Consider the following 22,717-nt stretch of genomic DNA (forward strand, 5'->3'; position numbering starts at 1 on the left):
CCTCGTCGTGAGCCTGCCGGCTCAGGTCACGGGGCCGAGCTTTCGCTGGACGAACGTGCCCTTGTACGGGTCGTCCCACGCCTGCTCGTTCTCGACGTGCTGCTTCATCAGCGCGTCGTTGAAGTCTTCGTTCTCGGCGTGGTGCTTGGACATGGCGGTCAGCGCCTTGCCGACTTCCTCAAGCTTGGCGGCGAGGTGGCCCATCGACTCGTACATGCCGTCGCGGAGGCCTTCGTAGACGACGCCGAACTTCTCGCCGAGGTCGTCGTCACCCCAGGGCGGCGCGCTGGACTTGCTGTCCAGGGTGGTCAGGCTGCCCCAGAACTGCTCGCCGAACGACTTCTCTTCCGGCGGCTTCTGCTTGGCCGCCACATCCTTGGTGGGCTCGCCCGCGCGCAGTTTGGCCAAGCCGTTGACCAGACGTCGTACCGAATCGTTGAAGTCATCGCCGAGCTTGACGAAGTTGGTGCCCCCCGACTTCAAGGACTCCACATCGGCCTGGAAGCCACCTGCCCCTGTCACAACATCCCCCACGTCGGTCATGGTTACTCAACGACATGTTCAACCCTAAGCCAAACAGCGTGCTGACCGAGCACCAGTTATGTCCATGCTTCGTCACCGTATTCTCTGGATGCGTGCCTCTGGCCCGTCCCGGCCCGGCCCCTGGCCGACGAGTCCCCCTGCGCATTCCGGCCCGCAAGCGGCGGTCTCTCGACCTGTGAGGTTGGGGACGCGGCTGGCGGGGAGGTCCCCGAGCTTTCCGATGTCGCCGTGGACCCCAGGTGACCGGGGCGGCGTGTTCGTAGCGGTGGATCACACGGCCGGTGGTGCGGTCCGCGTGGGCCGGGCGGGCGAGCTGGAATCGGCTGAGGGTGCGGCGCACGGTCGTGGGGCTCAACCGCACCGGGCAGGCGATGCGGCGGGCCGGTTCCCAGCGGTGCAGGAGGCACTCGTTGATGGCCGCGACAGTCAGTGTGGCCTCTTAGCGGACTGCGAGTTCGCCGAAGCCGGCAGTAACAGCCCGGTTGCACTTGAGGCGCTTGATGCCGCACTCGCCCCGTGCCATGGGTGGTGTATCGGCGGGTTTGTTGCCGAGGTCATGAAGGGGTGAGCGGAAGCTCGTAGTCCATGGTGCGTGCGGTGATGCGCAGTCCGGCCAGCGGCAGTGCCTGGCGTACCGCGGCGTCGTCGAATTCCCAGATGGTCAGTTCGGTGACCTCGGGGTGGTCGCACCGCAGGCGTGTGACGAGTTCCGCGAGGAGCGCGGCGAGCGCGCGCGGCTCGGCGTTCTCGTGGCGGATCGCCTCCCCGGCATTGATGTGGGCCGTGTGCCCGTCGATGACGGCCGAGACTTCTGCGTCCGCCGCCGCCAGCGTGAGGTGCCCGGGCAGTTGGTGGACTTGCACATCGGGCAGCCCAGCAGGGGGCTGCCATGTGGCTGGCTCGGTGCTCCAGTAACGGGCGTGTTCGCCGTGTCCGTGCGCGCCCAGCGCGGTCGCCGCCTGGCCGTCGGGCCCGGTGTCCCGACCGCCCCACCGCAGGGTGCGGTAGCCGACGGCGCGGGCCTCGTCCGCGGCCCGGCGGTACAGGCCCGTGACCATCTCGAACTCCTCAGCGGTCGTCGGCGGGAGCAGGTCGTAGTAGCCCGTGCGTTCTCCTGAGTCCCCCTGAGTGAGCCCCTGTGCCCTTCGGCAATGGCCGGGTGTGATGACGAGGGCGGGCGGGCGGCAGCGGCGGTCGGACGCGAGGTGGATCTTTGTGGTCAGGCCGCCGCGGGACCGTCCCAGGGCATGGTGGGCCGGTCCGCCGGCCGGTGCCCCTTTTGACGGGCACCGGCGGCGTGTTGGTAAGCCCGGACGATCGTGGAGTCGACCGCGACGACCCCGTCGAGGTCACCTTCGGTGTCGGCCTGGGCCAGCAGGGCGGTGAACACCTTCTCCCAGGTCCCCTCGGCGGCCCACTTCCGCAGCCGGTTGTGGGCTCCCTTCCACGAACCGAATTCGGCAGGCATGTCCATCCAGGGCGAACCGGTCCGGTACTTCCAGGCGATCGCGTCGATCACCTGCCGGTGGTCCCGCCACCGTCCACCCCGCCGAAGTGTCCGGTCCGGCAACAGCGGCTCGACCCGTGCCCCCTGGGCGTCACTCCACGACACACCAGACCAGCGATCCGATGATCCGAAGGAAACTGCCTAGCCCTTGGGCCGGCGCAGGCTGCGGTACAGCTCGATCGCGGAGTCCGGCGGAAAGTTGGGGACATAGGTGACGGCTCCGTCGCTTTTGGAGATCACCATGTGACTGCCACCCAACGGCGCCAGAGTGCCGGGCGGCGGTGGGGGCATGACGGCGTGGACGAGGAAGCCGAGGTCGAACTCCTTCACGTACAACGGCGCCGGGTTTCCTTCCAGATCCCGTACCTCGAATCGGGCGCGAGCGGCAGCCAATGCCTCTTCGGCAGTGGCGGGGACGGGCTGTACCGGTTCCGGCGCGTCGGGATGCGACATGGACTCTCTCCTATCGGTGAAGGGGCGGCTGTGGGCCAGGCGGGGTCGTACGGTGGAACGCGGAGTTGGCGCGGGAAGGCTGGTCGTCGAAACGCGGTGCCGGAGTCGAGCCGACACCGAAACCGACAGGGCGCACATACTTGCCCCTGGCTGCCGCGACCGTGCTGCTGTGGCGGCCCGGCAACCCCGCTGTACGGTCGCCCCAGGCCCCCGTTGGTGCGGGCCGTGTCACTTGCTCGTGGACTTCAGAACCCGCACACCGCCGCCGAACTGGTTCTCCGGCTTCTGCTCCATGATCAGAGCGTTGTCAACGTCCGCGTTCTCCTTGCTGAGGTCCTCGTCCTCCTTGCTGAGGTCCTCGTTCTCCTTGCTCTTGAACCCGTCGCCCATGACGGTGCCTCCGTTCACCCCCGGCGTCATCGAGCTTCCGGTTCACGTCCGTTTCATGTCTGTGCCAGCGTACCCAGAGGCACTGACAAGCCCTCACCCGCTGGGTGTCCAGTGCTGCCCCAGGATGGGGCACAACCAGGAACGGGCGCCGCATGCAGGGCGCAGACCCGTGCGTGCCTGGGCAAGTGACCTTCGTGGGTGCGTGCAGGAAGGCACGGCCTCTGGTGCGGCACGAGGGCTGCGATGCCAACTCGTGAGGTGCGGTGGGCGCCCGCTCCTGGCGGGCACGTGCGGACATCATCGCTGATGGTCTCCAGCCCGCTGTACGACGACGAACCGTTCATGCGGCACCCCAGTTGCGCCTTGATGTTCGCGCCACCCTTTTTGGCGATTCGTCGTGTTTCACTGGCAGCCGCCGCGTGTGCGGCCGTGGTTTCTCGGGGTCTGGGCATCGCGGGTCGCGGGCCGCAGCCCCCGAGCGCATCGGGTGGGCCACCTCGGGCTGATGGTGACCCTGTAGGTGGCGCCCGCCCTGCCATGGGTGCGCACGCTGACGGTCTGGCCGTGATCGCCCCAACTGGCCTTGCCGCCTTGGATATCGACGCGGTAGCCGCCTGGGTACGTGTCCCTGGGCACGGTGATCTGGGTGGGCACCTCTGCCTGGTCGCGGGTGCGGAAGGTGAGCGTGTAGGTACGTGCGGCCGGGTCGTACGCGAACGTGAGCGGGTCGCCCGCGACGGCCCGCGCGTACGGCTGGACGAGCAGCCGGGCGTGGGGCTTCGCGACGCCCGTCGGGTCGAGGAAGCAGTAGCCGCCGCCCCGGCACCACTGCCACCACGTCCAGCCGCTGGAGAAGCGGTCGAGGGAGGCCGTCATGTCGGTGACGAACCGGCTTGCGTGCGGAATGTAGGGGTTGCCGCCCCACTCCCCCACGATCACCGGCATGCGGTGACGGGTCGGGTAGTCGCTGATCGCGGCCTCGTAGGCGGGGATGAAGGTGCCGTTGGGGTCGTAGTCGGCGCCGGTTTCCATCGCGGTCTCGTAGAAGTGCGGTGCGTAGCCGGCGTGCGGGTCGTCGATGTGGCCCATGTGGGTCGGGACGCCGATACCGACGATGACGGTCGGTTCGACGAATACCCACGACCTGCGGTCGACCAGGCGGATCGCCCGGGCAAGGCGGTTCCACAGCTCGGTGAGCTCGGTGGCCTCGAAGCGGGTCGCGGCGGCGGGGAGGTCTTCGCCTTCGAGGAACTTCGCGAACGGCTCATTCATCAGGTCGTAGCCGAGCAGCGCCGGGTGCCTGCCCAGGGCGGAGGCGACCGTCATCCACATGCGAGCGTGCGCGGCGCGGAGGTCGGCGTCCTTGTACAGGTGGTCAAAGGCGGTCTGTACGGATGGCTCGAAGTACTCGGAGAACCAGTCGTCGGGTATCGGCCAGAACGGTAACCCCTCGTCGCGGGTGGCCCAGTCGGGGACGCCGCGGGAGCCGAAGTGGGGGCCGTACACGTCCTGGTGGGCGTCGAGGATGACCTTGATGTGGTAGCGGTCGGCCCAGTCGAGGATGCGGCGCATCTTGGTGAGGTAGCCGCGGTCGTAGTGCCCGGGGGTGGGTTCGAGGTCGTCCCAGAAGAACGCGAGGCGCGCGAGGTTGAAGCCCCGGCCGGCCATGTCTTTGAGGTCGCTCTCGTGGATGTCGGCGAACGCCTTGGTGCCTCGGTTGCTCTTGTCGGCGAGGTTGAAGCCGCGCCACTGGAGCGCGCGGCCTTGGCCGTCGGCGATGAAGGTGCGGTCACCGACCGTGACCCGGTCGGGGGCGCGGGCGGGGGCGCGGACAGGGGTGCGGTCAGGGGCGCGGTCGGGGTGGGCCTGGGCCGGCGCGGGGAGGACGCCGAGCAAGAGGGCGGCCACGGCGAGGACGGCGGGGGCGACGCGGGAGATCAAGCGCATGCCGAGCCCCTTTCGAGGATGGCTGCTTGGACGACGTGCTACTGGCCGGCCGGATGCTACTGGCAGGTGGGTGAAGTTCCCAGACTTTCACGGGAGTTGGCACCGAGCACTCGCTGGCTCTCGCTGCGACGTTTGCGGCACCGCGCCCAGCTCGTCCGACCGCTCCACTCCGGCGACACCCAGTGATGACAGAACCGGCGGCCGTCGATGCCGATGTCGCACTTCCGCTGACGACCTCGGTTCGGCGGGCCGGTGCGTGCGTCGGGGCGGATCACCGCAAACAGATCGCCCTTGGCCCTCGGCGGCACCCAGGCCCTCCTCCGCCTACAGGGTTCGCCGGACTTTGACTGGTGCAGAGAAGGCGGACGACGCGCTGGCACGCGGTGCTCGCGGTGTTTCACGGGGGCCAGAGGATTACCACGCGCACGAGCGGCGGGCCGGGCCCGCTGGTGATGAAGCGTGAGGGAACGGGGGTTGGCGAACGCGAGGTTTCGTTTGTGCGTGTGGGTGGGCGACGGGGGGCGATCGACGTCGCGGGTGGGCTTGCCGAGCCGTTTCCGGTGTCGGGGCGGCCGGTGGCGCGGCTTCAGCGCGGTGCCAGGCCCCGGAGCGTGAGCTCGACGAGGGCCTCAGCGTACTCGTGGGAGAGAGGCGCGCCTTTCAGCAGCCAGCGGTGGGCGATGGGGCCCGCCAGCATCTCCACGGCGATCCGCGTATCGATATCCGGCGCGATCTGGCCGGACCGCCGGGCGGAGCCCAAGCGCTCCAGGCAGAGCCGTAATTGGGGCTCCACCAGGCGCGTCACCAGCTCCTCACCGAGCTTCGGGTCGACGATACCGGCGGCGGCGAGGGCGCGGGCGGGCACGTCGTACTCGGGGTGGCTCATGACGTCGACGGTGGACCGCAGAACGGCCTTGAGGTCGGCCTCCAGATCGCCGGTGTCGGGGATCGCGGTCGCGGTCCGCGCGATGTCCTCGGTCAGGCAGACGACCGCGTCACGGAGTATCGCCGCCTTGGAGGGCCACCGACGGTAGATGGTCTGTTTGCCGACGCCGGCCCGGGCGGCGACGCCTTCGATGGTCAGCTTGGGATATCCGACCTCCTGAACGAGCTCCAGCGTGGCGCCCAGGATCGCGCTGTGGGTGCGGCGAGGGCGGGGGACGGCTTCGGGGACGCGGTTGGAGGGCATGACGCACAGCGTAAAGCATCGCGAGGCGATACGTCTCGTCTTGACAAGACGAGACGTATCGCTCAGACTCGTGAACACACCGAGACGGAGCGACTCGTCTCACCGACGAAAGGAGAAGCCCATGGCCAGGGGAGCAGGAAGCATGCTGGGCCTCGGCGGAACCCGCTCCAATCTCTCCCGCAAGGCGATGCGCGGCGGGAGAATGGGCGGAGCTCGCGGTGGCGGCGTCAATCCGCAGGAGCAGAAGCGGGAGCTGCTGCGCAAGCTCAAGGAAGCGCGGTCCTCTGATGGACCCCCCGCGTCGTGACGACCCTCCACGAGAGAACGCGTCCGTGTACGGCCTTTCGCGCGCAGACGGTTCACCCCCCGCAACCGGGCCCGCCGGGGGCGGGGCCCGGGAGGCGTCACCAGTCGGCCTGCTAGGGGTTCGCACGGAACAGTGCGGCCCAGTCCCGGACCGTGAGATCCTTGACCCGATCGGCCGGCTGCACGCCGGCACTGCGCACGAACTGGGCGTGGCCGCGGCGCAGCACCTTCCGCGCGGCCTCACCGATCGTCATCTGACCGGTGTCGAAGATCTGTTGGGTGAACCGCTGATAGTCGGAGCGCTCACGCCAGGGCACGGACGGTCGACGGCGCGGCATCACCACCAGCGTCTGGGTGTCGGCGCGCGGTACGGGGCTGAATTCCTTTCGGGAGAAGGTCAGCCCCCCCTCGAACGTGTACCAAGGCTCCCACTGGGCGTTGAAAAGATTGCCGCCCCAGGCACCGGTCCGCTTACCCACGTACTCACGCTGAAGCAGGAATACCCCTTGGCGCATCCGGTCCGGCCCCAGCTCCAGGCAGCGCCTCAGTATCTTGGTGCCGGACACAAACGGAAGATTGCCAATCAGACGGATTGGCTGCCTGGGCAGTTGCCAGGTCAGAAAGTTCTCGTTCACCACGGTGACATCGGGAAGTGATTCGTCTTTCAGCCGGCGTGCCCAATGGGCATCGATCTCCACCGCGAGCAAGGAGCGTCCAGCCGACGCCAGCGCCTTGGTCACCCGGCCGGAGCCCGGGCCTATCTCAACGATTAAAACGTCGGCTAAGGAGCCGGGTAAGTCGGCACAAGAGGAATCGAGTTGATCGGAAAAACGGCAGGCGGCGGCTGCCGACCGGAAGAAATTTTGCCCCCATTCCCGCCGAGCGGTGCTGCGCGAGGTGGGGGGAGCGGATACAGATCTCGGCGACATCGGAGGTTTTGATTCCACCCCGCCAAACATACCTATCCATGATCCGAAAGTCCATCAATTGCCCGCAAGCCTAATGAAATTCAGCCACCCGAAGGCGCGATCACGACGTCGACCGACGAGCCCTTCGGGATTTGATGGTGGCCCCCGCGTGAACAGGCACTGCAAGCGAATCCTCCGGATGACCCATGAGGTCCCGGGCATTCGATTGCGCTCCGGTGCGATGCGGCCCGGCACCCGTCGACGTCTCCTCACGGTCGACACGCTTGCCACGACAGTCATTTGCCGCATAGAGTGGATGTTATGGGTTCTCTGTAATAGTCGAGGATGCCGCCGCGTTGAGCTCTGTTCCGCCGCATCCATCCGTGCACTCCTGAAATACGCCGTCCCGACGTCATCGGCCGTATCGGCGTTCTCTGTTGGGCCATCACGCCCGGACAGTCTGTCGTGTGCGCGGATCCCCCATCCATCCTCGGCCGTTATTCAGGAGGACCTCACGTGCTTACCGCGCAACTAGCCCTTCATGACATCACCAAGCGCTACAACGACCGTGTCGTACTCGACCGGGTCGGCTTCACCATCAAGCCGGGCGAGAAGGTCGGCATCATCGGCGACAACGGCTCCGGCAAGTCCACCCTGCTCAAGCTGATCGCCGGGCGGGAGCAGGCGGACAACGGGGCCGTCACGGTGGTCGCCCCCGGCGGCACCGGCTATCTGGCGCAGACACTGGAACTGTCCCCCGAGGCCACCGTTCAAGACGCCGTCGACCTTGCCATGGTCGAGCTGCGCGAGATCGAGGCGGGGGTGCGGCGGGCCGAAGCCGAGCTGGCCGAACGGCCCTATCGGGCCGGCCCGGACCGGGAACTGGCCGCTCTTCTGGAGTCCTACGCCGACCTGGTCGAGCAGTACCAGGCTCGCGGCGGCTACGAGGCCGACGCCCGGGTGGACATCGCGCTGCACGGGCTCGGCCTGCCGAGCCTGGACCGCAACCGCCGGCTGGGCACCCTCTCCGGGGGCGAGTGCTCGCGGCTGGCCCTGGCCGCGACGCTGGCGTCGGCGCCCGAACTGCTGGCGCTGGACGAGCCGACCAACGACCTGGACGACCAGGCGGTGAGCTGGCTGGAGAACCATCTGCGGGCACATCGCGGCACCGTGATCGCGGTGACCCACGACCGGGTGTTCCTGGAGCGGCTCACCACCACCATCCTGGAGGTGGACGCCGGCAAGGTGAACCGCTACGGGAACGGCTACGAGGGCTATCTCACCGCCAAGGCCACGGAGCGTGAGCGGCGGCTGCGCGAGTACGAGGAGTGGCGCGCCGAGCTGGACCGCAACCGGGAGCTGGTCACCTCCAACGTGGCGCGACTGGACAACATTCCGCGCAAGGTGCCGTTCGCCGTATTCGGCCACGGCGCCTTCCGGTCGCGAGGCCGGGGGCACGGCGCGATGAGCCGCATCCGCAACGCCAAGGAACGGGTCGCCCGGCTGACGGAGAACCCCGTTGCCCCGCCGGCCGATCCGTTGACCTTCACGGCCCACATCGCCACCGCGGGCCCGGACGCAACGGCGCAGGCCCCGGTGGCCGAACTCACCGAGGTGCGCGTCGGGGACCGGCTGGAGGTGGCGTCGGTATCCGTACATCACGGCGAGCGGCTGCTGATCACCGGGCCCAACGGGGCGGGCAAGACCACGCTGTTGCGGGTGCTGGCCGGGGAACTGACACCGGACAGCGGGACGGTGCAGGTGTCCGGGCGTGTGGGGCACCTGCGGCAGGAGCAGGTGCCCTGGCCGGCCGGGCTGACCGTGACGGAGGCATTCGCGCAAGGCCGCCCCGGCCATCTCGACGACCACACCGAGGAGTTGCTCTCGCTGGGCCTGTTCAGCCCGGCGGAACTGGAACAGCGGGTGGGGGACCTCTCGTACGGGCAGCGGCGACGGATCGAGCTCGCGCGGCTCGTGAGCGACCCGGTGGACCTGCTGTTGCTGGACGAGCCCACCAACCACCTCTCCCCCGTGCTCGTGGAGGAGTTGGAGCAGGCGTTGGCGGACTACCAGGGCGCCGTGGTGGTCGTCACCCACGACCGCCGGATGCGGTCCCGGTTCAGCGGCTCGCATCTGTCGCTGTGCGAGGGCCGGATCACCGCATTCGCCACGGCGTGAATCCGGTGCGGCGTGCACCGGCGGGCGGTTCCCGGCGATGGCCGGGTACCGCCCGGTGGTGCGCCGGGGCGAGGGCGTCAGAGCCGCAGCGGCAGGGCGCTCAGCCGCCAGGCTCCGGGGAAGAGCTGGCGCTCCAGGTCGGACGGCGCCACGGCCAGGGCGAGGCCGGGGAAATGGTGCAGCAGTGCGGCGATCGCCACCTCGGCCTCCTGGAGGGCGAGGGCCGCGCCCAGGCAGTAGTGCGGGCCGAACCCGAAGCCGACATGGGTGTCACGGCGAGCATGGGGCGTGCGGGTGATGTCGAACCGCTCGGGGGCGGGGAAGACTGCCGGATCGTATCCGGCAGCACCTATGACGGCCATGACCTGCTCGCCCTTGCGTACCGGCATACCGCCGACCCGCAGGTCGCGGGTGGCGAAGCGCGGCTGGGTGATCTGCACGGGGCCGCACCAGCGCATGATCTCGTGGACCGCACTCGGCAGCAGCTCGCGCTCGGAGCGGAGCAGCGCGAGCTGTTCGGGGTGAGTGAGCAGGGCGGCGACACCGTTGCCGATGAGCTGGGCGGTGGCCTCGTTCCCGGCGGTGATGAAGGCGAGGACGAGGGCGACGATCTCCACATCGGTGAGCCGCTCCCCGTCGTCGCCCTCGGCCTGGACCAAGCCGGTGAGCAGGTCGCCGGTCGGCTCGGCGCGACGCTGTTCGATCATGGTGTGGAGGCGGTCGGCCATGCCGCCCACCGCGGGCTCCAGGAGCGCGCGGTCCATGGTGTAGAAGGCCGAGCTCCAGACCCGCCACTGCTCCCGCTCGGCCTCGGGAACTCCGACGATCTCGCAGATGGTGCCTATGGATACCGGATAGGCGAAGTGCTCCAGGAGATCGACCGCTCCGTCGCGTGCGCGGCCCGGCAGTGCCCGGACCAACCCTTCGACCATCGCCGCTGTGGTGGGCCGTAGTTGGGCGACGCGGCGCGCGGTGAAGGCGCGCCCGGACATCTTCCGCAGCCGCGCATGGTCCTGGCCGTCCTGGAACAGGACACTGTCGAGGAGGTAGCGGGCGTACCGCTGGGGAAAGTCGGCCTCGTCGAGGCCCTGGGCGTAGAGATGGGGCAGGTCCATCCCCGGTACGTTCCGGGGGTTGTTCACCAGGTCCGGATCGGAGAGCACCGCCTTGACGTCGGCGTAGCGCGTCACCATCCAGAAGGGGTCGCCCCAGGGGTATCGGCCGCGCACCAACGGCGCCTGTTCCCTGATCCGGGCAAAGGTGCCGAACGGATCGTTGAGGACCCGTGGGTCCATCAGGTCGACGGCCTCATCGGCGGGTGCGGGGGCGCGGTCATCAGTCGGTGTTCTCATCACTGGCTTCCGAGTCGTGGGGGGGGCGACACACATGTTTGTGGGGTGTCGCGACAGCGTGGGACTGCGACGGCCAATGCTATGAATCGACCCCATTACCGGCAAGATCGACTTTGTCAGGTTCATCGGGCGCCGGTTTTCCGTACCGTCGGCCGTTGACTGTGTCATCTCCGCGTTGTGGCCGAATTGCCCGCGCCGCAGACTGCCCTGACCCGTTCTCTGCGGTCACCCGGCCTCACTTTTCCCCCTCCAGAAGGAGAGCGAGCAACCGATGCTTCCTCGTGTCGTCCGCCTGCCGTCGCTCACCGGCCTCCGCTGGTTCGCGGCCTTAGCGGTATTCACCTGTCACATTGCCCAGCAGCAATTCTTCGCTGACCAGCAGGTCGGAACCGCACTGATGCACATCACCACGCTCGGTTCGATCGCGGTCTCGGTCTTCTTCCTGCTCAGCGGGTTCGTTCTGGCGTGGGCAGCCCGTGACGAGGACTCTGTCACGACTTTCTGGCGGCGCCGGTTCGCGAAGATCTACCCCCTGCACCTCGTTACTTTCCTCATTGCGGGCATCATCATTTTCTCCCTCGCGGAGCCGACTCTGCCCGGTGGGTCGGTTTGGGACGGCCTGGTTCCCGACCTTCTGCTGGTGCAGTCCTGGCTTCCCGAGCCCACGATTATCGCCGGGTTCAACACCCCGAGTTGGTCGCTTTCCTGTGAATTCGCTTTCTATCTGACGTTCCCGCTGTGGTATCGGCTGGTGCGGAAGATTCCGGTACGGCGGCTGTGGTGGTGCGCCGCCGGTATTGCCGTGGCCGTGATCTGTGTGCCGTTCGTGACGAGCCAGTTCCCGGCGAGCGCCGAGACGGCCCCCGGAATGCCGCTCAACGAGCTGTGGTTCGCCTGCTGGCTGCCGCCGGTGCGGATGCTGGAGTTCATCCTCGGCATCGTGATGGCACTGATCCTCCGCGCGGGCGTGTGGCGGGGCCCCGGAGTGGTGACCTCCGCTCTGCTGCTCGCCGCGTCCTACGGGGTCACCCAGGTGGTGCCCCCGATGTTCACCATCGCCGCGTGCTCCATCGTGCCCGCCGCACTACTGATCACCGCTTTGGCCCATGCCGATGTGCGGGGCCTGCGCACCGGATTGCGCTCGGCGGTACTGGTGCGGCTGGGCGAGTGGTCCTTCGCCTTCTATCTGGTTCACTTCATGGTCATCCGCTACGGGCACCGGCTGATGGGCGGAGAACTGGGCTACGCGCGCCAGTGGAGCACCGCCGGCGCGGGTGCGCTGGCCCTGGCGATGCTGGCCGTCGCGATCCTGGCCGGTGGGCTGCTGCACACCGTCGTCGAGAACCCCTGCATGCGCCTGCTCGGCAGCCGCCGACCGGTCGCCACCGCACCGGACCCCGCCACCGACGCGGCTCCGAAACTCACCCGCGCCTGACGTCGCCGAACAAGCTTTCCTGGAAAGGACTGTGAGCGTGGCAGACCAGACCACTCTCAGCCCCGCGCTGCTGGACTACGCCCGAAGCGTCGCTCTGCGGGAGGACGGCCTGCTGCGGGAACTGCACGAGATGACCGCGCAGCTCCCCGGGGGCCGCGCCATGCAGATCATGCCCGAGGAGGCGCAGTTCCTCGGTCTGCTGATCCGGCTCCTCGGCGCCCGGCGGGTGCTGGAGATCGGGACGTTCACCGGTTACAGCACGCTGTGCATGGCACGGGCGCTGCCGGCCGACGGCCGGATCGTCACCTGCGACATCAGCGACAAGTGGCCAGGGATAGGGGCCCCGTTCTGGCAGCGCGCCGGAGTGGACGGCCTGATCGACCTGCGCATCGGCGACGCCGCCCGGACACTCGCCGAGCTGCGGGAGCGCGACGGGGACGGGGCGTTCGACCTGGTCTTCGTCGACGCCGACAAGGCCGGGTACCCGCACTACTACGAGCAGGCGCTGGCACTGGTCCGCCCCGGCGGGCTGGTGGCGATCGACAACACCCTGTTCTTCGGCCGAGTGGCCGATCCGGCCGCCGACGACCCCGACACGGTGGCCGTGCGCACGCTCAACGACCTGCTGCGCGACGACGAGCGCGTGGACATCGCCCTGCTGACCGTCGCCGACGGGATCACCCTCGCCCGACGGCGGGAGTGAGTGCCGCGGCCCGGTGCCGCTACGACTCGGACGCCACACAGAGGAAGGCGCTGGCACCGCTTGTCGCGGTGACGGCGCCTTCCGGGCCGTCCCGGTGTTTCACCACGCCTGACCATACGTGCCGGGAAGCCGGCCATCTCCCTCCCACGAACCCTGGACGGGGACCAGGGAAGCGAGATGGCCGTCCACGGCCCGTTCACCCTCGCCACCGGCGTCCTTGTCTGCTTCCGTGCCGTCGCCGCCGAACTCAACGGCCGCCCACGCAAAACGCTCGGCTGGGAAACCCCAGCCGAGCGCCTGCATGAACTGCTTGCGGCCTGATCGGCGTCTTGAGGTGCCCTCCGGGGCGAGCGGCGGACAGGCCTCGGGGCGAGGACCGGTCAGCGGAATCGGTTGATCGCGTCGAGGTGCTGCGCGCGCATCTCCTCGTCGCGCACGCCCAGCCCCTCCGTCGGGGCCAGGCACAGCACGCCGACCTTGCCCTGGTGGACGTTGCGGTGCACGTCGTGGACGGCGAGCGCGGTGTCGGCCAGCGGGTAGGTGCAGGAGAGGGTGGGGTGGATCTTCCCTTTGGCGACGAGGCGGTTCGCCTCCCATGCCTCGCGGTAGTTGGCGAAGTGGGTGCCGACGATGCGCTTGAGGTGCATCCACAGATAGCGGTTGTCGAACTCGTGGCGGTAGCCGGAGGTGGAGGCGCAGGTGACGATGGTGCCGCCCCGGCGGGTTACGTAGACGGACGCCCCGAACGTCTCCCGGCCGGGATGCTCGAAGACGATGTCCACGTCCTCGCCACCGGTCAACTCCCTGATGCGGGCCCCGAACCGCTTCCACTCCCGCGGATCCTGGGTCTGCTCGTCGCTCCAGAAGCGGTAGTCCTCGGCCGAGCGGTCGATGACCGCCTCCGCGCCCATGGCCCGGCACACCTCGGCCTTGCGCTGGTTGGAGACCACGCAGACGGGGTTGGCCCCGCCGGCGAGGGCGAGCTGGGTGGCGTACGAGCCCAGACCGCCGCTGGCGCCCCAGATCAACACGTTGTCGCCCTGCTTCATGCCAGCGCCGTTGCGGGAGACCAGCTGACGGTAGGCGGTGGAGTTCACCAGACCCGGCGCGGCGGCCTCCTCCCAGGTGAGGTGGGCGGCCTTGGGCATCAGCTGGTTGGCCTTGACCAGGGCTATCTCGGCCAGGCCGCCGAAGTTGGTCTCGAAGCCCCAGATCCGCTGGGCCGGGTCGAGCAGGGTGTCGTCGTGTCCGTCCGGGCTCTCCAGCTCCACCGACAGACAGTGCGCCACGACCTCGTCGCCGGGCGTCCAGACGTTCACTCCCGGGCCGGTGCGCAGCACCACGCCGGCCAGGTCGGAGCCGAGGATGTGGTACGGCAGGTCGTGGCGGGCGGCCAGCGGCGAGGTGCGCCCGTAGCGCTCCAGGAAGCCGAAGGTCGGCAGCGGCTCGAAGAGGGACGACCACACGGTGTTGTAGTTGACCGAGCTGGCCATCACCGCGATCAGGGCCTCGCCGGGCCCCAGTTCGGGAACCGGCACCTCGTCGACGCACAGCGACTTGCGCGGATCCTTGTCCGCGCTGGTCATGCCGCGGAACATCTCGGTGTCCTCTTTGTGGACGGTCACGGCCCGGAAGGATTCGGGCAGGGGCAGTGCGGCGATGTCCTCGGGGGTGCGGTCGGGCGCGCGGATCGCGGCGAGCAGCTCGCTCAGGGCATGGCTGTCGGGCATGGTGGATCGACTCCGTTCGGTCGTTGCGTCAGGCCGCCCGATGCAGGGCGGTGAGGCGCTCCAGCGTGGGGACGATGGCGGCGGGCGTGGGGTCGGCGAGCATCTCCTCGCGCAGCCGCCGCGCGCCCGCCCGGATCGCGGGGTCGTGTACGGCCGTGTGCACCGCGTCGGCCAGGCTGCGCGCCGTGAGGGTCGCGGCGGGCAGGTTGAGGCCGGCGGAGAGGCGCTGGAGCTGTTGGGCCTTGAGCGGCGCGTCCCACAGCGCGGGCAGCAGGATCTGCGGTACGCCGTGGAGCAGGGCGGTGGACCAGGTGCCCGCGCCGCCGTGGTGGATGATCGCGGCGCAGCTCGGAAGCAACGCGTCGAGCGGCACGAAGTCCACCGGCACGACGTTGTCGGGAAGGCTGCCGAGGCGCTTCTGCTGCGAGGCGTCGAGGGTGGCCACCACCTCGATCTCCATGCGGCCCAGCGCCTGAAGCAACTCGGAGTAGGAGACCGCGTCGCGGCCGTAGGTCTCGCGGGCGGAGATCCCGAGAGTGAGGCAGACGCGAGGGCGGTCGGGCTTCTCGGCGAGCCAGGGTTCGATCACGGCGCGCCCGTTGTAGGGCACGTAGCACATGGGGACCGTGGTCTGTCCCAGGTCCAGTCGGGTACTGCGGGGCCCCGGGTCGATCACCCAGTGGCCGAGCACGTCGCGTTCGTCGAAGGCGCACCCGTACCGGTCCAGCGTCCAGCCGAGCCATTCGGCGATGGGGTCCTCGCGCAGCTCCTCCGGCACGCGTGCGAGCGCTTCGAGGAAGCGCCGCCGGGACCGTCCGATGGCGTCGGGGCCCCAGAGGATGCGCGCGTGAGCGGCGCCGCAGGCGCGAGCCGCGACCGGCCCGGCGTAGGTCCAGGGTTCCCATACGACGAGGTCGGGGCGCCAGTCGCGGGCGAAGTCGACGATGTCGTCCATCGTGGCGGCGCCGCTGAACGGGGCGAAGCACAAGGCGGACATCATGCTCTGCTGGCCGAGCAGATGCTCCCAGGTGGTCTCCTGGGCGGGCTCCACCTCGGCGAACTCGAAGCCCCGCTGGTAGGGGACGAGGTCGCCGCCCATCTCGGCGAGCAGTTCGGCGGCGGGCCGGTCGTCGCCGACGGGGACGGCGGGCAGCCCGGTGGAGGTGATGACGTCGGTGAGCGAGGGCGGGCTCGCCACCCGCACCTCGTGCCCGGCCGCGCGTAGGGCCCACGCCAAGGGCACCAGGCTGTAGTAGTGGGTGTTGTGGGCGAGGGAGGTCAGCAGGACGCGCACGGTGACTCCAGTGGGGGCCGGGGTGTACGGGGCGGCCGGGTCATCCCGGGTGGACGCGGAAGCGGGCACGGGCGCCTACGACCGGGGAGCGCGGCCGGGTCAGCGGCTCGTCCTCGGCCTTCAGTCCGGGCAGGCGGCCGGCCATGACCTGGACAGCGGTGGTGGCGGCCAGCCGGATGAGCGGGAGGGCAAGGGCGAGGTGGGGCCCGTCCGGGCCGCCGAGCGGCTCGGGCCCCGGAGTGTCCCGCCCGGCGGCGGCCAGCACCACGACGTGCTCGTCGGCGGCGATCCGGCGCCCGCCGAGCTCAAGGTCGGTGCGGGCGACCCTGCTCTCCAGCCGGGCCGGGGGCCGGTCGCGCAGGGTCAGGTCGACGGCCCGCGCGGCGGCCGGGGTCCGGCGGACACGTTCCCACTCCCCCGGCCGGTTCAGCAGCCGGTGCACCGTGTTCGCGACAGCGGTGGCGGCGGGCTCGGGGGTGCCGATGGCGAGGAGCAGCGCGATCCGTTCGACGTCGCGGGGCGCGACGCCGTCGCGCAGGAGGAGGGCGAGAACGTCGTCGGGCCGGGGCTCGGTGCTCTCGACGGCCCGCTGCTTCTCGGCAACGAGTTCCGGGACACGGTCGGCCAAGGTCTGGACGGCGTCGCTGGATTCCCGAGCGACGGCCAGGGTCTGCGGGGCCAACTGGGCGTCGAGCTGGGGAGCGCAGCCGGCGAGCGCCCGCCCCATGGTGTCGCGGTCGTGGTCCGGCACGCCGAGGAGCCGAAGCATCAGCCCGACGGCGTACGGCCGGGCGACCTCGGTGACGAGGTCGAACCCGGCGCCGCCGGAGGGCAGGAGACGGCGGAGCAACCGACGGGCGGCGGTACGCGCCTCGCAGGGCGCCTCGGCCGGGGCGCAGCGCCTCAGAACCGGCGCGGCCAGCGTCCGCAGCCGGGCGAGCTCGGCACGCTCATGGCAGGGGAAGGCCGCGGCGAGGGGCAGCAGTTCCTCGTCCGGGCGACGGCCGGCGCGGTCGAGCGTGCAAAGGCGCGGGTCGGCCAGGGCGGCTGCCGCCACCTCGGGATCCGCGGTCACCCAGGCACCGGTCAACTCGCTGTGGAACCACGGTCCGTGGGCGCGGATCTCCCGTTCGAGCGGGGCGGGGTCGGCGGTGGCGCGCAGGATCAGCGCGTACGGGTCGCCCTGATTACCCGCGCACCACTGCGCGGCACGGGTCAGTTGGAGCCGGCGGCCCAGCTCCCGGATGCCGGCGTTCACGGGCGCCGGCGCCGTGGCGGGAATAGGCATGGGTTCCTCTCGTCGTCTCGGGGCGGAGTGCGCGTCAGCGGCGGCTGCCGATGAACAGGCCGCGGCCGGAGGAGCCGCCCTCCTGGTAGCGCACGTCGCAGCCGGCGCGCTCGAAGGCGCGCTCGTAGTCGGCGCGGGGGAACAGGGTGATGGTGTGGTCCTCGGTGAGGTGGCGAATGCCGCCGCCCGGCTCGGCGACCAGGTAGTGCACCTCGATGCGGGTGGCGTCCCCCTCCCGCACGGAGTGCGAGACCCGGCAGATGGTGCGCCCGCCCGCCTCGGTGACACTGGCGCCGACGTAGCCGGGGGTGAAGGAGTCGGGGAACCACCAGGGTTCGATGACGATGACGCCGCCGGGCTCAAGGTGGCCGGCGAAGCACCGCAGGGTGCTGTCGAGTTCGTCGGTGGTCCGTAAGTGGCCGATGGAGCTGAACATGCAGATCACCGCGTCGAACCGGCGGCCCAGCGCGAAGGAGCGCATATCACCCTCGTGGAGGGTGACGTCCGGGTTCCGGCCGGTGGCGATGGCCAGCATGTCCTGGGAGAGCTCCAAGCCCTCGACGTGGTCGAAGAGGCCGTCGAGGTGGCGCAGGTGCTGGCCGGTTCCGCAGGCGACGTCGAGCAGCGACTGGGTGGCGGGGCGGTGGGCGCGCACCAGCTGGGCGATCTCCTCGGCCTCCTGCCGGTAGTCCTTGCCCTTCCCCTCGTGGACCAGGTCGTAGAGGGCCGCGATGTCGTTGGCGTACATCAGTGTTTTCCTCCGGTGAGCAGGGTGGGATCGGCTGGCCGCGGGTCGGCACCCAGCCAGTCGTGCACGACGGACGCGGTGTGCCGCGCGTGTTCGGTGAGCATGGTGAAGTGGTTGCCGGGCACCTCGGTGACGGTCCGGGCGAACGGGACCTGGGAGCGCCAGTCGCCTCGGCCGGCGTCGGCGGGCCACTCGCGCAGCGGCTCGGCGGCCCGGACGAGCAGGACGGGGGCGCGCAGTGCGGTGAGCCTGGTGGTGAGCAGCAGCCGGTGGTAGCCGGCCATGGCGGTGAGCCGGTGGTCCTCCAGGGGGACGGGGCTGCGGTCGAGGGCCCAGCGGAGCAGGTCTTCGCGCCAGACGCCCATCGCGCCGGGATCCTCCGGGCGGTAGACGTCCATCAGCACGACGGCCGTGGGGCCGGTGCCGCGCTCCTCCAACCGGGCGGCCAGGGCATGGGCGATGTTCGCGCCGGCGGAGTGGCCGGCGAGCGCGAACGGCCTGCCCGCGGCGTGCTCCAGCAGGGTGTCGGCCTGTGCGTCGAGAAGGGCGTCGAGGGAGGCGGGCAGCGGTTCCGCGGGGCTGCCGAACCCGGACAGCGGCAGGACGACCGTTTCGCGGCTGCCGCGCAGCCCGTCGGCGAAGGCGGCGTACTCCCCGGGGCCCGAGGTGGCCGCGGTGCCGGCACAGCAGTACAGCGTGGGGCGGGTGGCCGGTCCCGCCGCGAGGAGTACGGGCGCGGGGCGCGCGGTGCCGGGGTCCCGGGTGAACGCGGGGCGGAACGTGGCCAGGGACGCCATCAGTTCGACGGCCTCGGCGGACCTGCCCTGCTCGACGGCGGTGCGGAAGCCGGCGAGCAGTCCGCTTTCGGCCGGTGCGGCACCCTGGTTGCGCCCGGTGGTCCCGGTGTCGACCAGGGTGGCCAGGTGGTCCGCCAGCGCGGCCGGGTCCTCGTGGTCGAAGACGAGGGTGCCAGGCAGGTCGAGCCCGGTGTCCGCGGCCAGTTGGCGGCGCAGCCGCACCGCTGCCAGCGAGTCGAAGCCGAGGTCCCGGAAGGGGGTCCGCGCGTCGACCCGGCTCTCCTCGGTGTGGCCGAGGACCGCGGCGATGTGGCGGAGCACCAGTTCCAGGGCGAGCCGCGGCCGGTCTTCGGGCCGCGCCCGTACGAGGTCGGGTGCGGTGGCGGTGCCGTCGGTGGATCGCGGGGCGGCGAGCGCCGTACGAGCGGCGGGGACGTCGGAGATCAGGGGGCTGGGCCGGAAGGCGGTGAAGCCCGGGGCGAACCGTTCCCAGTCGATGTCGGCCACGGTCGCCGTGGCGTCGCCGCTGTCGATGGCCTGGCGCAGGGCGGCGATGGCGGTCTCCGGGCGGAGGGGGTTCAGGCCGTGGCGGTCGAGATATCCCTCGGGGGCGAGCTCGCCCATGCCGGTGCCGCCCCAGACGCCCCAGGCGACGGAGGTGGCGGGGCGGCCTTGTGCACGGCGTCGTTCGGCCAGCGCGTTCAGGTGTGCGTTGGCCGCCGCGTAGACCGACTGCCCGCCGCTGCCCCACACCGCTGCACCGGACGAGAACAGCACGAAGGCGTCCAGCTCGGCATCCGCTGTGAGCTCGTCCAGCAGCTCGGCCCCCACCGTCTTCCCTGCCAGCACGTCGGCAGCCTCACCAAGCCCCACCTCGCCCAGCGGCGTCACCTGCGCAACGCCCGCCGCGTGAAACACCCCACGCAGCGGCACCCCCAACCCCCCAATCCCGTCCAGCAACTCCTTCACCGACGCCCGATCACTCACATCGCACGCCACGAAACTCACCTTCGCCCCCCACCCCACCAACTCTCGTTCCAGCTCCCCGGCCCCCGGCGCCTCCGCACCGCGACGTCCTGCCAGTACCACGTGTTCCGCACCCTCACGTGCCAGCCAGCGCGCCACGTGGCCGCCCAGGCCACCGGTCCCCCCGGTGACCAACACACATCCCCGGGGGCGCCACAAGCCGCGCGCCACTCCAGGCACTGCCGGCAGCAGGCGACGGCCGTAGAGGCCGGAACCACGGACGGCTACCTGGTCCTCACCACCGCTACCGGAAATGACGGCAGCAAGCCGCCGCCAGTCACGTCCTCCAGGCTCAGCAGGCACATCGACCAGACCACCCCACTGCATCGGCGCCTCCAAAGCCGCCACCAGCCCAAGTCCCCACACCCGCGCGCCCATCACGCACGGCACCTCACCGGACTCGACCGCCACCGCCCCGCGAGTGGCCACCCACACCCGGGCCTTCGGCGCGGCGTCAGCCATTGCCTGAACCACCTGCAGCACCATCGCCGTTCCCTCGTCCAGCCCCGGGCGGCCAGCGAGCATCCCTCCGCCCGTATCGGGGAGCACGAGTACGCCGGCCAAGCCCTCCGGACTCCGCGCGAGTTCGGCCAACCGGGCCGCCAGGACGTCCCGGGCCGGCGCTTCCCTCTGCGGCTCCCCCGTGGCTTCCACCAGTGGCCACACCAGGCGGAGCACCTGCGCGCCGGCCGCGCGCAGCGCCCGGTCCGCGGCGTCCGCGGAGTCCGTGCGGTGCCCATGCTCGACCATCAGCCAGCGATCCGAGGGGCTGAACCTGACAACGTCTGAGGAGAGTGGCTGCCAGGCAACGCGATAGCGCAGTCCGGCGGTCTCCGTGGTCGTGCGGTGCCGGTCGTGCCAGGCGGCGAAGTGCGGGAGGACCGCGTGCAGATGGTCTTCGATGCCTGCGCCCTCGGCGCCCAGCCGTACTGCCGCCGAGGCGGCGTCGCCCGCGCGCACCGCGGTCCACAGGGCGTCGTCGTCCACGGTCGCGGTGGCCGCGACGGCGGTCCCCGCGGAGGTGGCGGGGGCGGCCGTGGGCGAGCCGTCGGAGGGGGCGAGCCAGTAGCGGCGGTGCTGGAAGGCGTAAGTGGGCAGGTCGATATGGCGCGCGCCGGTACCGCTGTAGAGCGCGGCCCAGTCGAGGTCCGCGCCGCGGACGAACGCGGTGGCGGCGGCGCGTAGCGCGGTCTCGCCCTCCGGGCGTCCGCGGCGCAGCGCGGGGGCGAACGCGGTGTCGGCCTCGCCTGCCAGGCACTCCTCCGCCATGCCGGAGAGGACGGCGTCCGGGCCGAGTTCGATGAAGGTCGCGGCGTCGCGGGCCCGCGCGGTGCGCACGGCGTCGGCGAAGCGCACCGGCTCCCGCACCTGGCGAGTCCAGTAGCCGGGGTCCGTCAGCTGGGCGGCGGTGGCGAGTTCACCGGTCACGTCGGAGACGACCGGCAGCCGGGGAGGGTGGTAGGTGACCGTTTCGGCGAGCGCGCGGAAGTCGGCGAGCATGGCGTCCATACGGGGCGAGTGGAAGGCATGGCTCACCGCGAGGCGCTTCGTACGGCGTCCCCGGGCGGCCAGTTCATGGGTGGCGGCCAGTACGGCCGCCTCGTCGCCGGAGAGCACCAGGGCCTGCGGTCCGTTGAGCGCGGCAATGACCGCGCCGCCGTCGACGACGGACTTCAGTGCGGCGGCCTCCTGCTCGGTGGCCTGCACCGCGACCATCGCGCCGCCCTCGGGCAGGGCCTGCATCAGCCGGCCGCGCGCCGCGACCAGCCGGGCGGCGTCGGCCGTCGAGAACACCCCTGCGGCGTGCGCCGCCACCAGGCCGCCGATCGAGTGTCCCAGAAGGACGTCCGGCACCAGACCCCAGCTCTCGAAGAGCCGGAAGAGCGCGGTCTCGACGGCGAACAGCGCGGGCTGGGTGTAGTCGGTGCGGTCCAGCAGTGCGGCGTCGGGTGAATCGGGGTCGGCGAACAGCACCGAGAGCAGGGGGCGTTCGAGGTGGGCGTCGAACTCCGCGGTGATCTCGTCGAGGGCGTCGGCGAAGACGGGGAACCTCGTACGGAGTGCGTGCCCGGCGCCGAGCCGCTGGGCGCCCTGGCCGGAGCAGAGGAAGGCGATGCCGCGGCCGCGCCGGGCGACGCCGGTCACCACGGTGTCCGGTGTCCGGCCGGCGGACAGGGCAGCGAGGTCCTCCCGAGCAGCTCGGGCGTCGTTCACCAGCAGGACGGCTCGGTGCTCCAGGGGCTCCCTGGTGGTGGCCAGGGAGTGGCCGAAGTCGGCGACAGTGGTGAGCGCTTCGGTGTCGTTCTGGGGCCACCGGCGGGCGACGGCGGCGGCGAGCCGGTCGGCCTGGCCGCACAGCGCGTCCTCGGAGCGGGCGGAGACCACCCAGGGGAGGGGGGCCGCGGCCAGGGGGGCGTGGCCGGCGTCGTCGCTGCCGTCGGTCGCGGCCTCGGTGGGCGGTTCCTCGATGACGACGTGGGCGTTGGTGCCGCTGACGCCGAAGGCGGAGACGGCCGCACGGCGCTTGCGGTCCGCCCGCCGGGGCCAGGCTCGGGCCTCGGTCAGCAACTCCACCGCGCCGGTATCCCAGTCAACCTTCGAGGAGGGCGCGTCGACGTGGAGTGTGCGGGGCAGCGTGCCGTGGCGGAGGGCCTCCACCATCTTGATGACACCGCCCACGCCCGCGGCGGCCTGGGTGTGCCCGATGTTGGACTTCAACGACCCCAACCACAGCGGATCCCCCACCCGCTCCCGCCCATACGTGGCCAGCAACGCCCCGGCCTCGATCGGGTCACCCAGCGGCGTACCCGTCCCGTGGGCCTCGACGGCGTCGACATCGCCCGGGCCCAGGCCGGCATCGGCCAAGGCCTCACGGATCACCTTCTGCTGGGCCGGACCACTGGGCGCCGTCAAACCGTTACTG

Annotated in this window: 18 protein-coding genes and 2 pseudogenes; 5 read left to right on the forward strand and 15 right to left on the reverse strand. The window is 70.7% G+C overall.

Annotated features, from left to right (window positions below; translation table 11 throughout):
* Positions 1-21 precede the first annotated feature (21 nt).
* The 8 genes and pseudogenes from AB0G35_RS27660 to AB0G35_RS27695 form a co-directional block, all read right to left on the reverse strand.
* Entirely contained in the window at positions 22-534 is a 513-nt protein-coding gene (locus tag AB0G35_RS27660) for a hypothetical protein (RefSeq protein WP_360955058.1), read from the reverse strand.
* A 262-nt stretch (positions 535-796) separates the two neighbouring features.
* A pseudogene (locus tag AB0G35_RS27665) lies at positions 797-904 on the reverse strand (IS481 family transposase); the annotation flags it as partial.
* 193 nt (positions 905-1,097) lie between these two features.
* Positions 1,098-1,601, reverse strand: a complete 504-nt coding sequence (locus AB0G35_RS27670; protein WP_360955061.1) for a hypothetical protein — start codon at positions 1,599-1,601, stop codon at positions 1,098-1,100.
* Positions 1,602-1,762: 161 nt separating this feature from the next.
* On the reverse strand, positions 1,763-2,155 hold the full coding sequence (locus AB0G35_RS27675) for an IS5 family transposase (RefSeq protein ID WP_360955064.1): 393 nt from the start codon (positions 2,153-2,155) through the stop codon (positions 1,763-1,765).
* Between the two features lie 36 nt (positions 2,156-2,191).
* Positions 2,192-2,503: a hypothetical protein gene (locus tag AB0G35_RS27680; protein WP_360955067.1), complete on the reverse strand. Its 312-nt coding sequence runs from the start codon at positions 2,501-2,503 to the stop codon at positions 2,192-2,194.
* A gap of 228 nt (positions 2,504-2,731) precedes the next feature.
* Positions 2,732-2,893: a hypothetical protein gene (locus AB0G35_RS27685; protein WP_360955070.1), complete on the reverse strand. Its 162-nt coding sequence runs from the start codon at positions 2,891-2,893 to the stop codon at positions 2,732-2,734.
* Positions 2,894-3,295: 402 nt separating this feature from the next.
* The gene (locus tag AB0G35_RS27690) at positions 3,296-4,840 is read right to left on the reverse strand and encodes a cellulase family glycosylhydrolase (protein WP_360955073.1); all 1,545 of its coding nucleotides are present in this window, start codon (positions 4,838-4,840) and stop codon (positions 3,296-3,298) included.
* A 586-nt stretch (positions 4,841-5,426) separates the two neighbouring features.
* Positions 5,427-6,029 (reverse strand): TetR/AcrR family transcriptional regulator, encoded by a 603-nt coding sequence (locus AB0G35_RS27695; protein WP_360955076.1) that lies wholly within the window; start codon positions 6,027-6,029, stop codon positions 5,427-5,429.
* A gap of 121 nt (positions 6,030-6,150) precedes the next feature.
* On the opposite strand from AB0G35_RS27695, the gene AB0G35_RS27700 reads away from it, so the two are divergent.
* Positions 6,151-6,336 (forward strand): DUF6243 family protein, encoded by a 186-nt coding sequence (locus tag AB0G35_RS27700; RefSeq protein WP_360955079.1) that lies wholly within the window; start codon positions 6,151-6,153, stop codon positions 6,334-6,336.
* A gap of 112 nt (positions 6,337-6,448) precedes the next feature.
* Here AB0G35_RS27700 and erm read toward each other — a convergent pair whose 3' ends face one another.
* Positions 6,449-7,294, reverse strand: a complete 846-nt coding sequence (gene erm, locus AB0G35_RS27705; RefSeq protein ID WP_360955082.1) for a 23S ribosomal RNA methyltransferase Erm — start codon at positions 7,292-7,294, stop codon at positions 6,449-6,451.
* Between the two features lie 465 nt (positions 7,295-7,759).
* On the opposite strand from erm, the gene AB0G35_RS27710 reads away from it, so the two are divergent.
* The gene (locus tag AB0G35_RS27710) at positions 7,760-9,421 is read left to right on the forward strand and encodes a TlrC/CarA/OleB/SrmB family ABC-F type ribosomal protection protein (protein ID WP_360955085.1); all 1,662 of its coding nucleotides are present in this window, start codon (positions 7,760-7,762) and stop codon (positions 9,419-9,421) included.
* A 77-nt stretch (positions 9,422-9,498) separates the two neighbouring features.
* Here AB0G35_RS27710 and AB0G35_RS27715 read toward each other — a convergent pair whose 3' ends face one another.
* Positions 9,499-10,773 (reverse strand): cytochrome P450, encoded by a 1,275-nt coding sequence (locus AB0G35_RS27715; RefSeq protein ID WP_360955088.1) that lies wholly within the window; start codon positions 10,771-10,773, stop codon positions 9,499-9,501.
* Positions 10,774-11,044: 271 nt separating this feature from the next.
* On the opposite strand from AB0G35_RS27715, the gene AB0G35_RS27720 reads away from it, so the two are divergent.
* The 3 genes and pseudogenes from AB0G35_RS27720 to AB0G35_RS27730 form a co-directional block, all read left to right on the forward strand.
* A complete protein-coding gene (locus AB0G35_RS27720; RefSeq protein WP_360955091.1) occupies positions 11,045-12,208 on the forward strand; it encodes an acyltransferase in 1,164 nt (387 codons plus the stop codon).
* A 37-nt stretch (positions 12,209-12,245) separates the two neighbouring features.
* Complete coding sequence (locus AB0G35_RS27725) at positions 12,246-12,911, forward strand: class I SAM-dependent methyltransferase (protein WP_360955094.1); 666 nt, start codon at positions 12,246-12,248, stop codon at positions 12,909-12,911.
* A gap of 141 nt (positions 12,912-13,052) precedes the next feature.
* A pseudogene (locus AB0G35_RS27730) lies at positions 13,053-13,232 on the forward strand (IS30 family transposase); the annotation flags it as partial.
* A gap of 59 nt (positions 13,233-13,291) precedes the next feature.
* On the opposite strand, the gene ccrA reads toward AB0G35_RS27730, so the two are convergent.
* Genes ccrA through AB0G35_RS27755 form a run of 5 tightly spaced genes read right to left on the reverse strand, consistent with a single transcriptional unit; the run spans position 13,292 to position 22,707 of the window.
* Positions 13,292-14,641, reverse strand: coding sequence for a crotonyl-CoA carboxylase/reductase (gene ccrA, locus AB0G35_RS27735; protein ID WP_360955097.1), 1,350 nt, complete (start codon positions 14,639-14,641; stop codon positions 13,292-13,294).
* 28 nt (positions 14,642-14,669) lie between these two features.
* The gene (locus tag AB0G35_RS27740) at positions 14,670-15,935 is read right to left on the reverse strand and encodes an activator-dependent family glycosyltransferase (protein WP_360955100.1); all 1,266 of its coding nucleotides are present in this window, start codon (positions 15,933-15,935) and stop codon (positions 14,670-14,672) included.
* 40 nt (positions 15,936-15,975) lie between these two features.
* The gene (locus AB0G35_RS27745; RefSeq protein WP_360955103.1) at positions 15,976-17,223 is read right to left on the reverse strand and encodes a P450-derived glycosyltransferase activator; all 1,248 of its coding nucleotides are present in this window, start codon (positions 17,221-17,223) and stop codon (positions 15,976-15,978) included.
* A 34-nt stretch (positions 17,224-17,257) separates the two neighbouring features.
* The gene (locus tag AB0G35_RS27750; protein WP_360955106.1) at positions 17,258-17,971 is read right to left on the reverse strand and encodes a class I SAM-dependent methyltransferase; all 714 of its coding nucleotides are present in this window, start codon (positions 17,969-17,971) and stop codon (positions 17,258-17,260) included.
* Positions 17,971-22,707, reverse strand: coding sequence for a type I polyketide synthase (locus AB0G35_RS27755; RefSeq protein WP_360955109.1), 4,737 nt, complete (start codon positions 22,705-22,707; stop codon positions 17,971-17,973). Before AB0G35_RS27755 ends, AB0G35_RS27750 begins: the two co-directional genes overlap by 1 nt.
* Between the last annotated feature and the right edge of the window lie 10 nt (positions 22,708-22,717).

The sequence above is a fragment of the Streptomyces sp. NPDC021749 genome, assembly GCF_040640655.1.
GTDB lineage: Bacteria > Actinomycetota > Actinomycetes > Streptomycetales > Streptomycetaceae > Streptomyces.

Coding starts and splice junctions, on each gene's coding strand:
- AB0G35_RS27670 (WP_360955061.1), bottom strand. CDS start 1,601: ATGGTCACGGGCCTGTACCGCCGGGCCGCGGACGAGGCCCGCGCCGTC.
- AB0G35_RS27680 (WP_360955067.1), bottom strand. CDS start 2,503: ATGTCGCATCCCGACGCGCCGGAACCGGTACAGCCCGTCCCCGCCACT.
- AB0G35_RS27685 (WP_360955070.1), bottom strand. CDS start 2,893: ATGGGCGACGGGTTCAAGAGCAAGGAGAACGAGGACCTCAGCAAGGAG.
- AB0G35_RS27690 (WP_360955073.1), bottom strand. CDS start 4,840: ATGCGCTTGATCTCCCGCGTCGCCCCCGCCGTCCTCGCCGTGGCCGCC.
- AB0G35_RS27695 (WP_360955076.1), bottom strand. CDS start 6,029: ATGCCCTCCAACCGCGTCCCCGAAGCCGTCCCCCGCCCTCGCCGCACC.
- AB0G35_RS27700 (WP_360955079.1), top strand. CDS start 6,151: ATGGCCAGGGGAGCAGGAAGCATGCTGGGCCTCGGCGGAACCCGCTCC.
- erm (WP_360955082.1), bottom strand. CDS start 7,294: ATGTTTGGCGGGGTGGAATCAAAACCTCCGATGTCGCCGAGATCTGTA.
- AB0G35_RS27715 (WP_360955088.1), bottom strand. CDS start 10,773: ATGAGAACACCGACTGATGACCGCGCCCCCGCACCCGCCGATGAGGCC.
- AB0G35_RS27720 (WP_360955091.1), top strand. CDS start 11,045: ATGCTTCCTCGTGTCGTCCGCCTGCCGTCGCTCACCGGCCTCCGCTGG.
- ccrA (WP_360955097.1), bottom strand. CDS start 14,641: ATGCCCGACAGCCATGCCCTGAGCGAGCTGCTCGCCGCGATCCGCGCG.
- AB0G35_RS27745 (WP_360955103.1), bottom strand. CDS start 17,223: ATGCCTATTCCCGCCACGGCGCCGGCGCCCGTGAACGCCGGCATCCGG.
- AB0G35_RS27750 (WP_360955106.1), bottom strand. CDS start 17,971: ATGTACGCCAACGACATCGCGGCCCTCTACGACCTGGTCCACGAGGGG.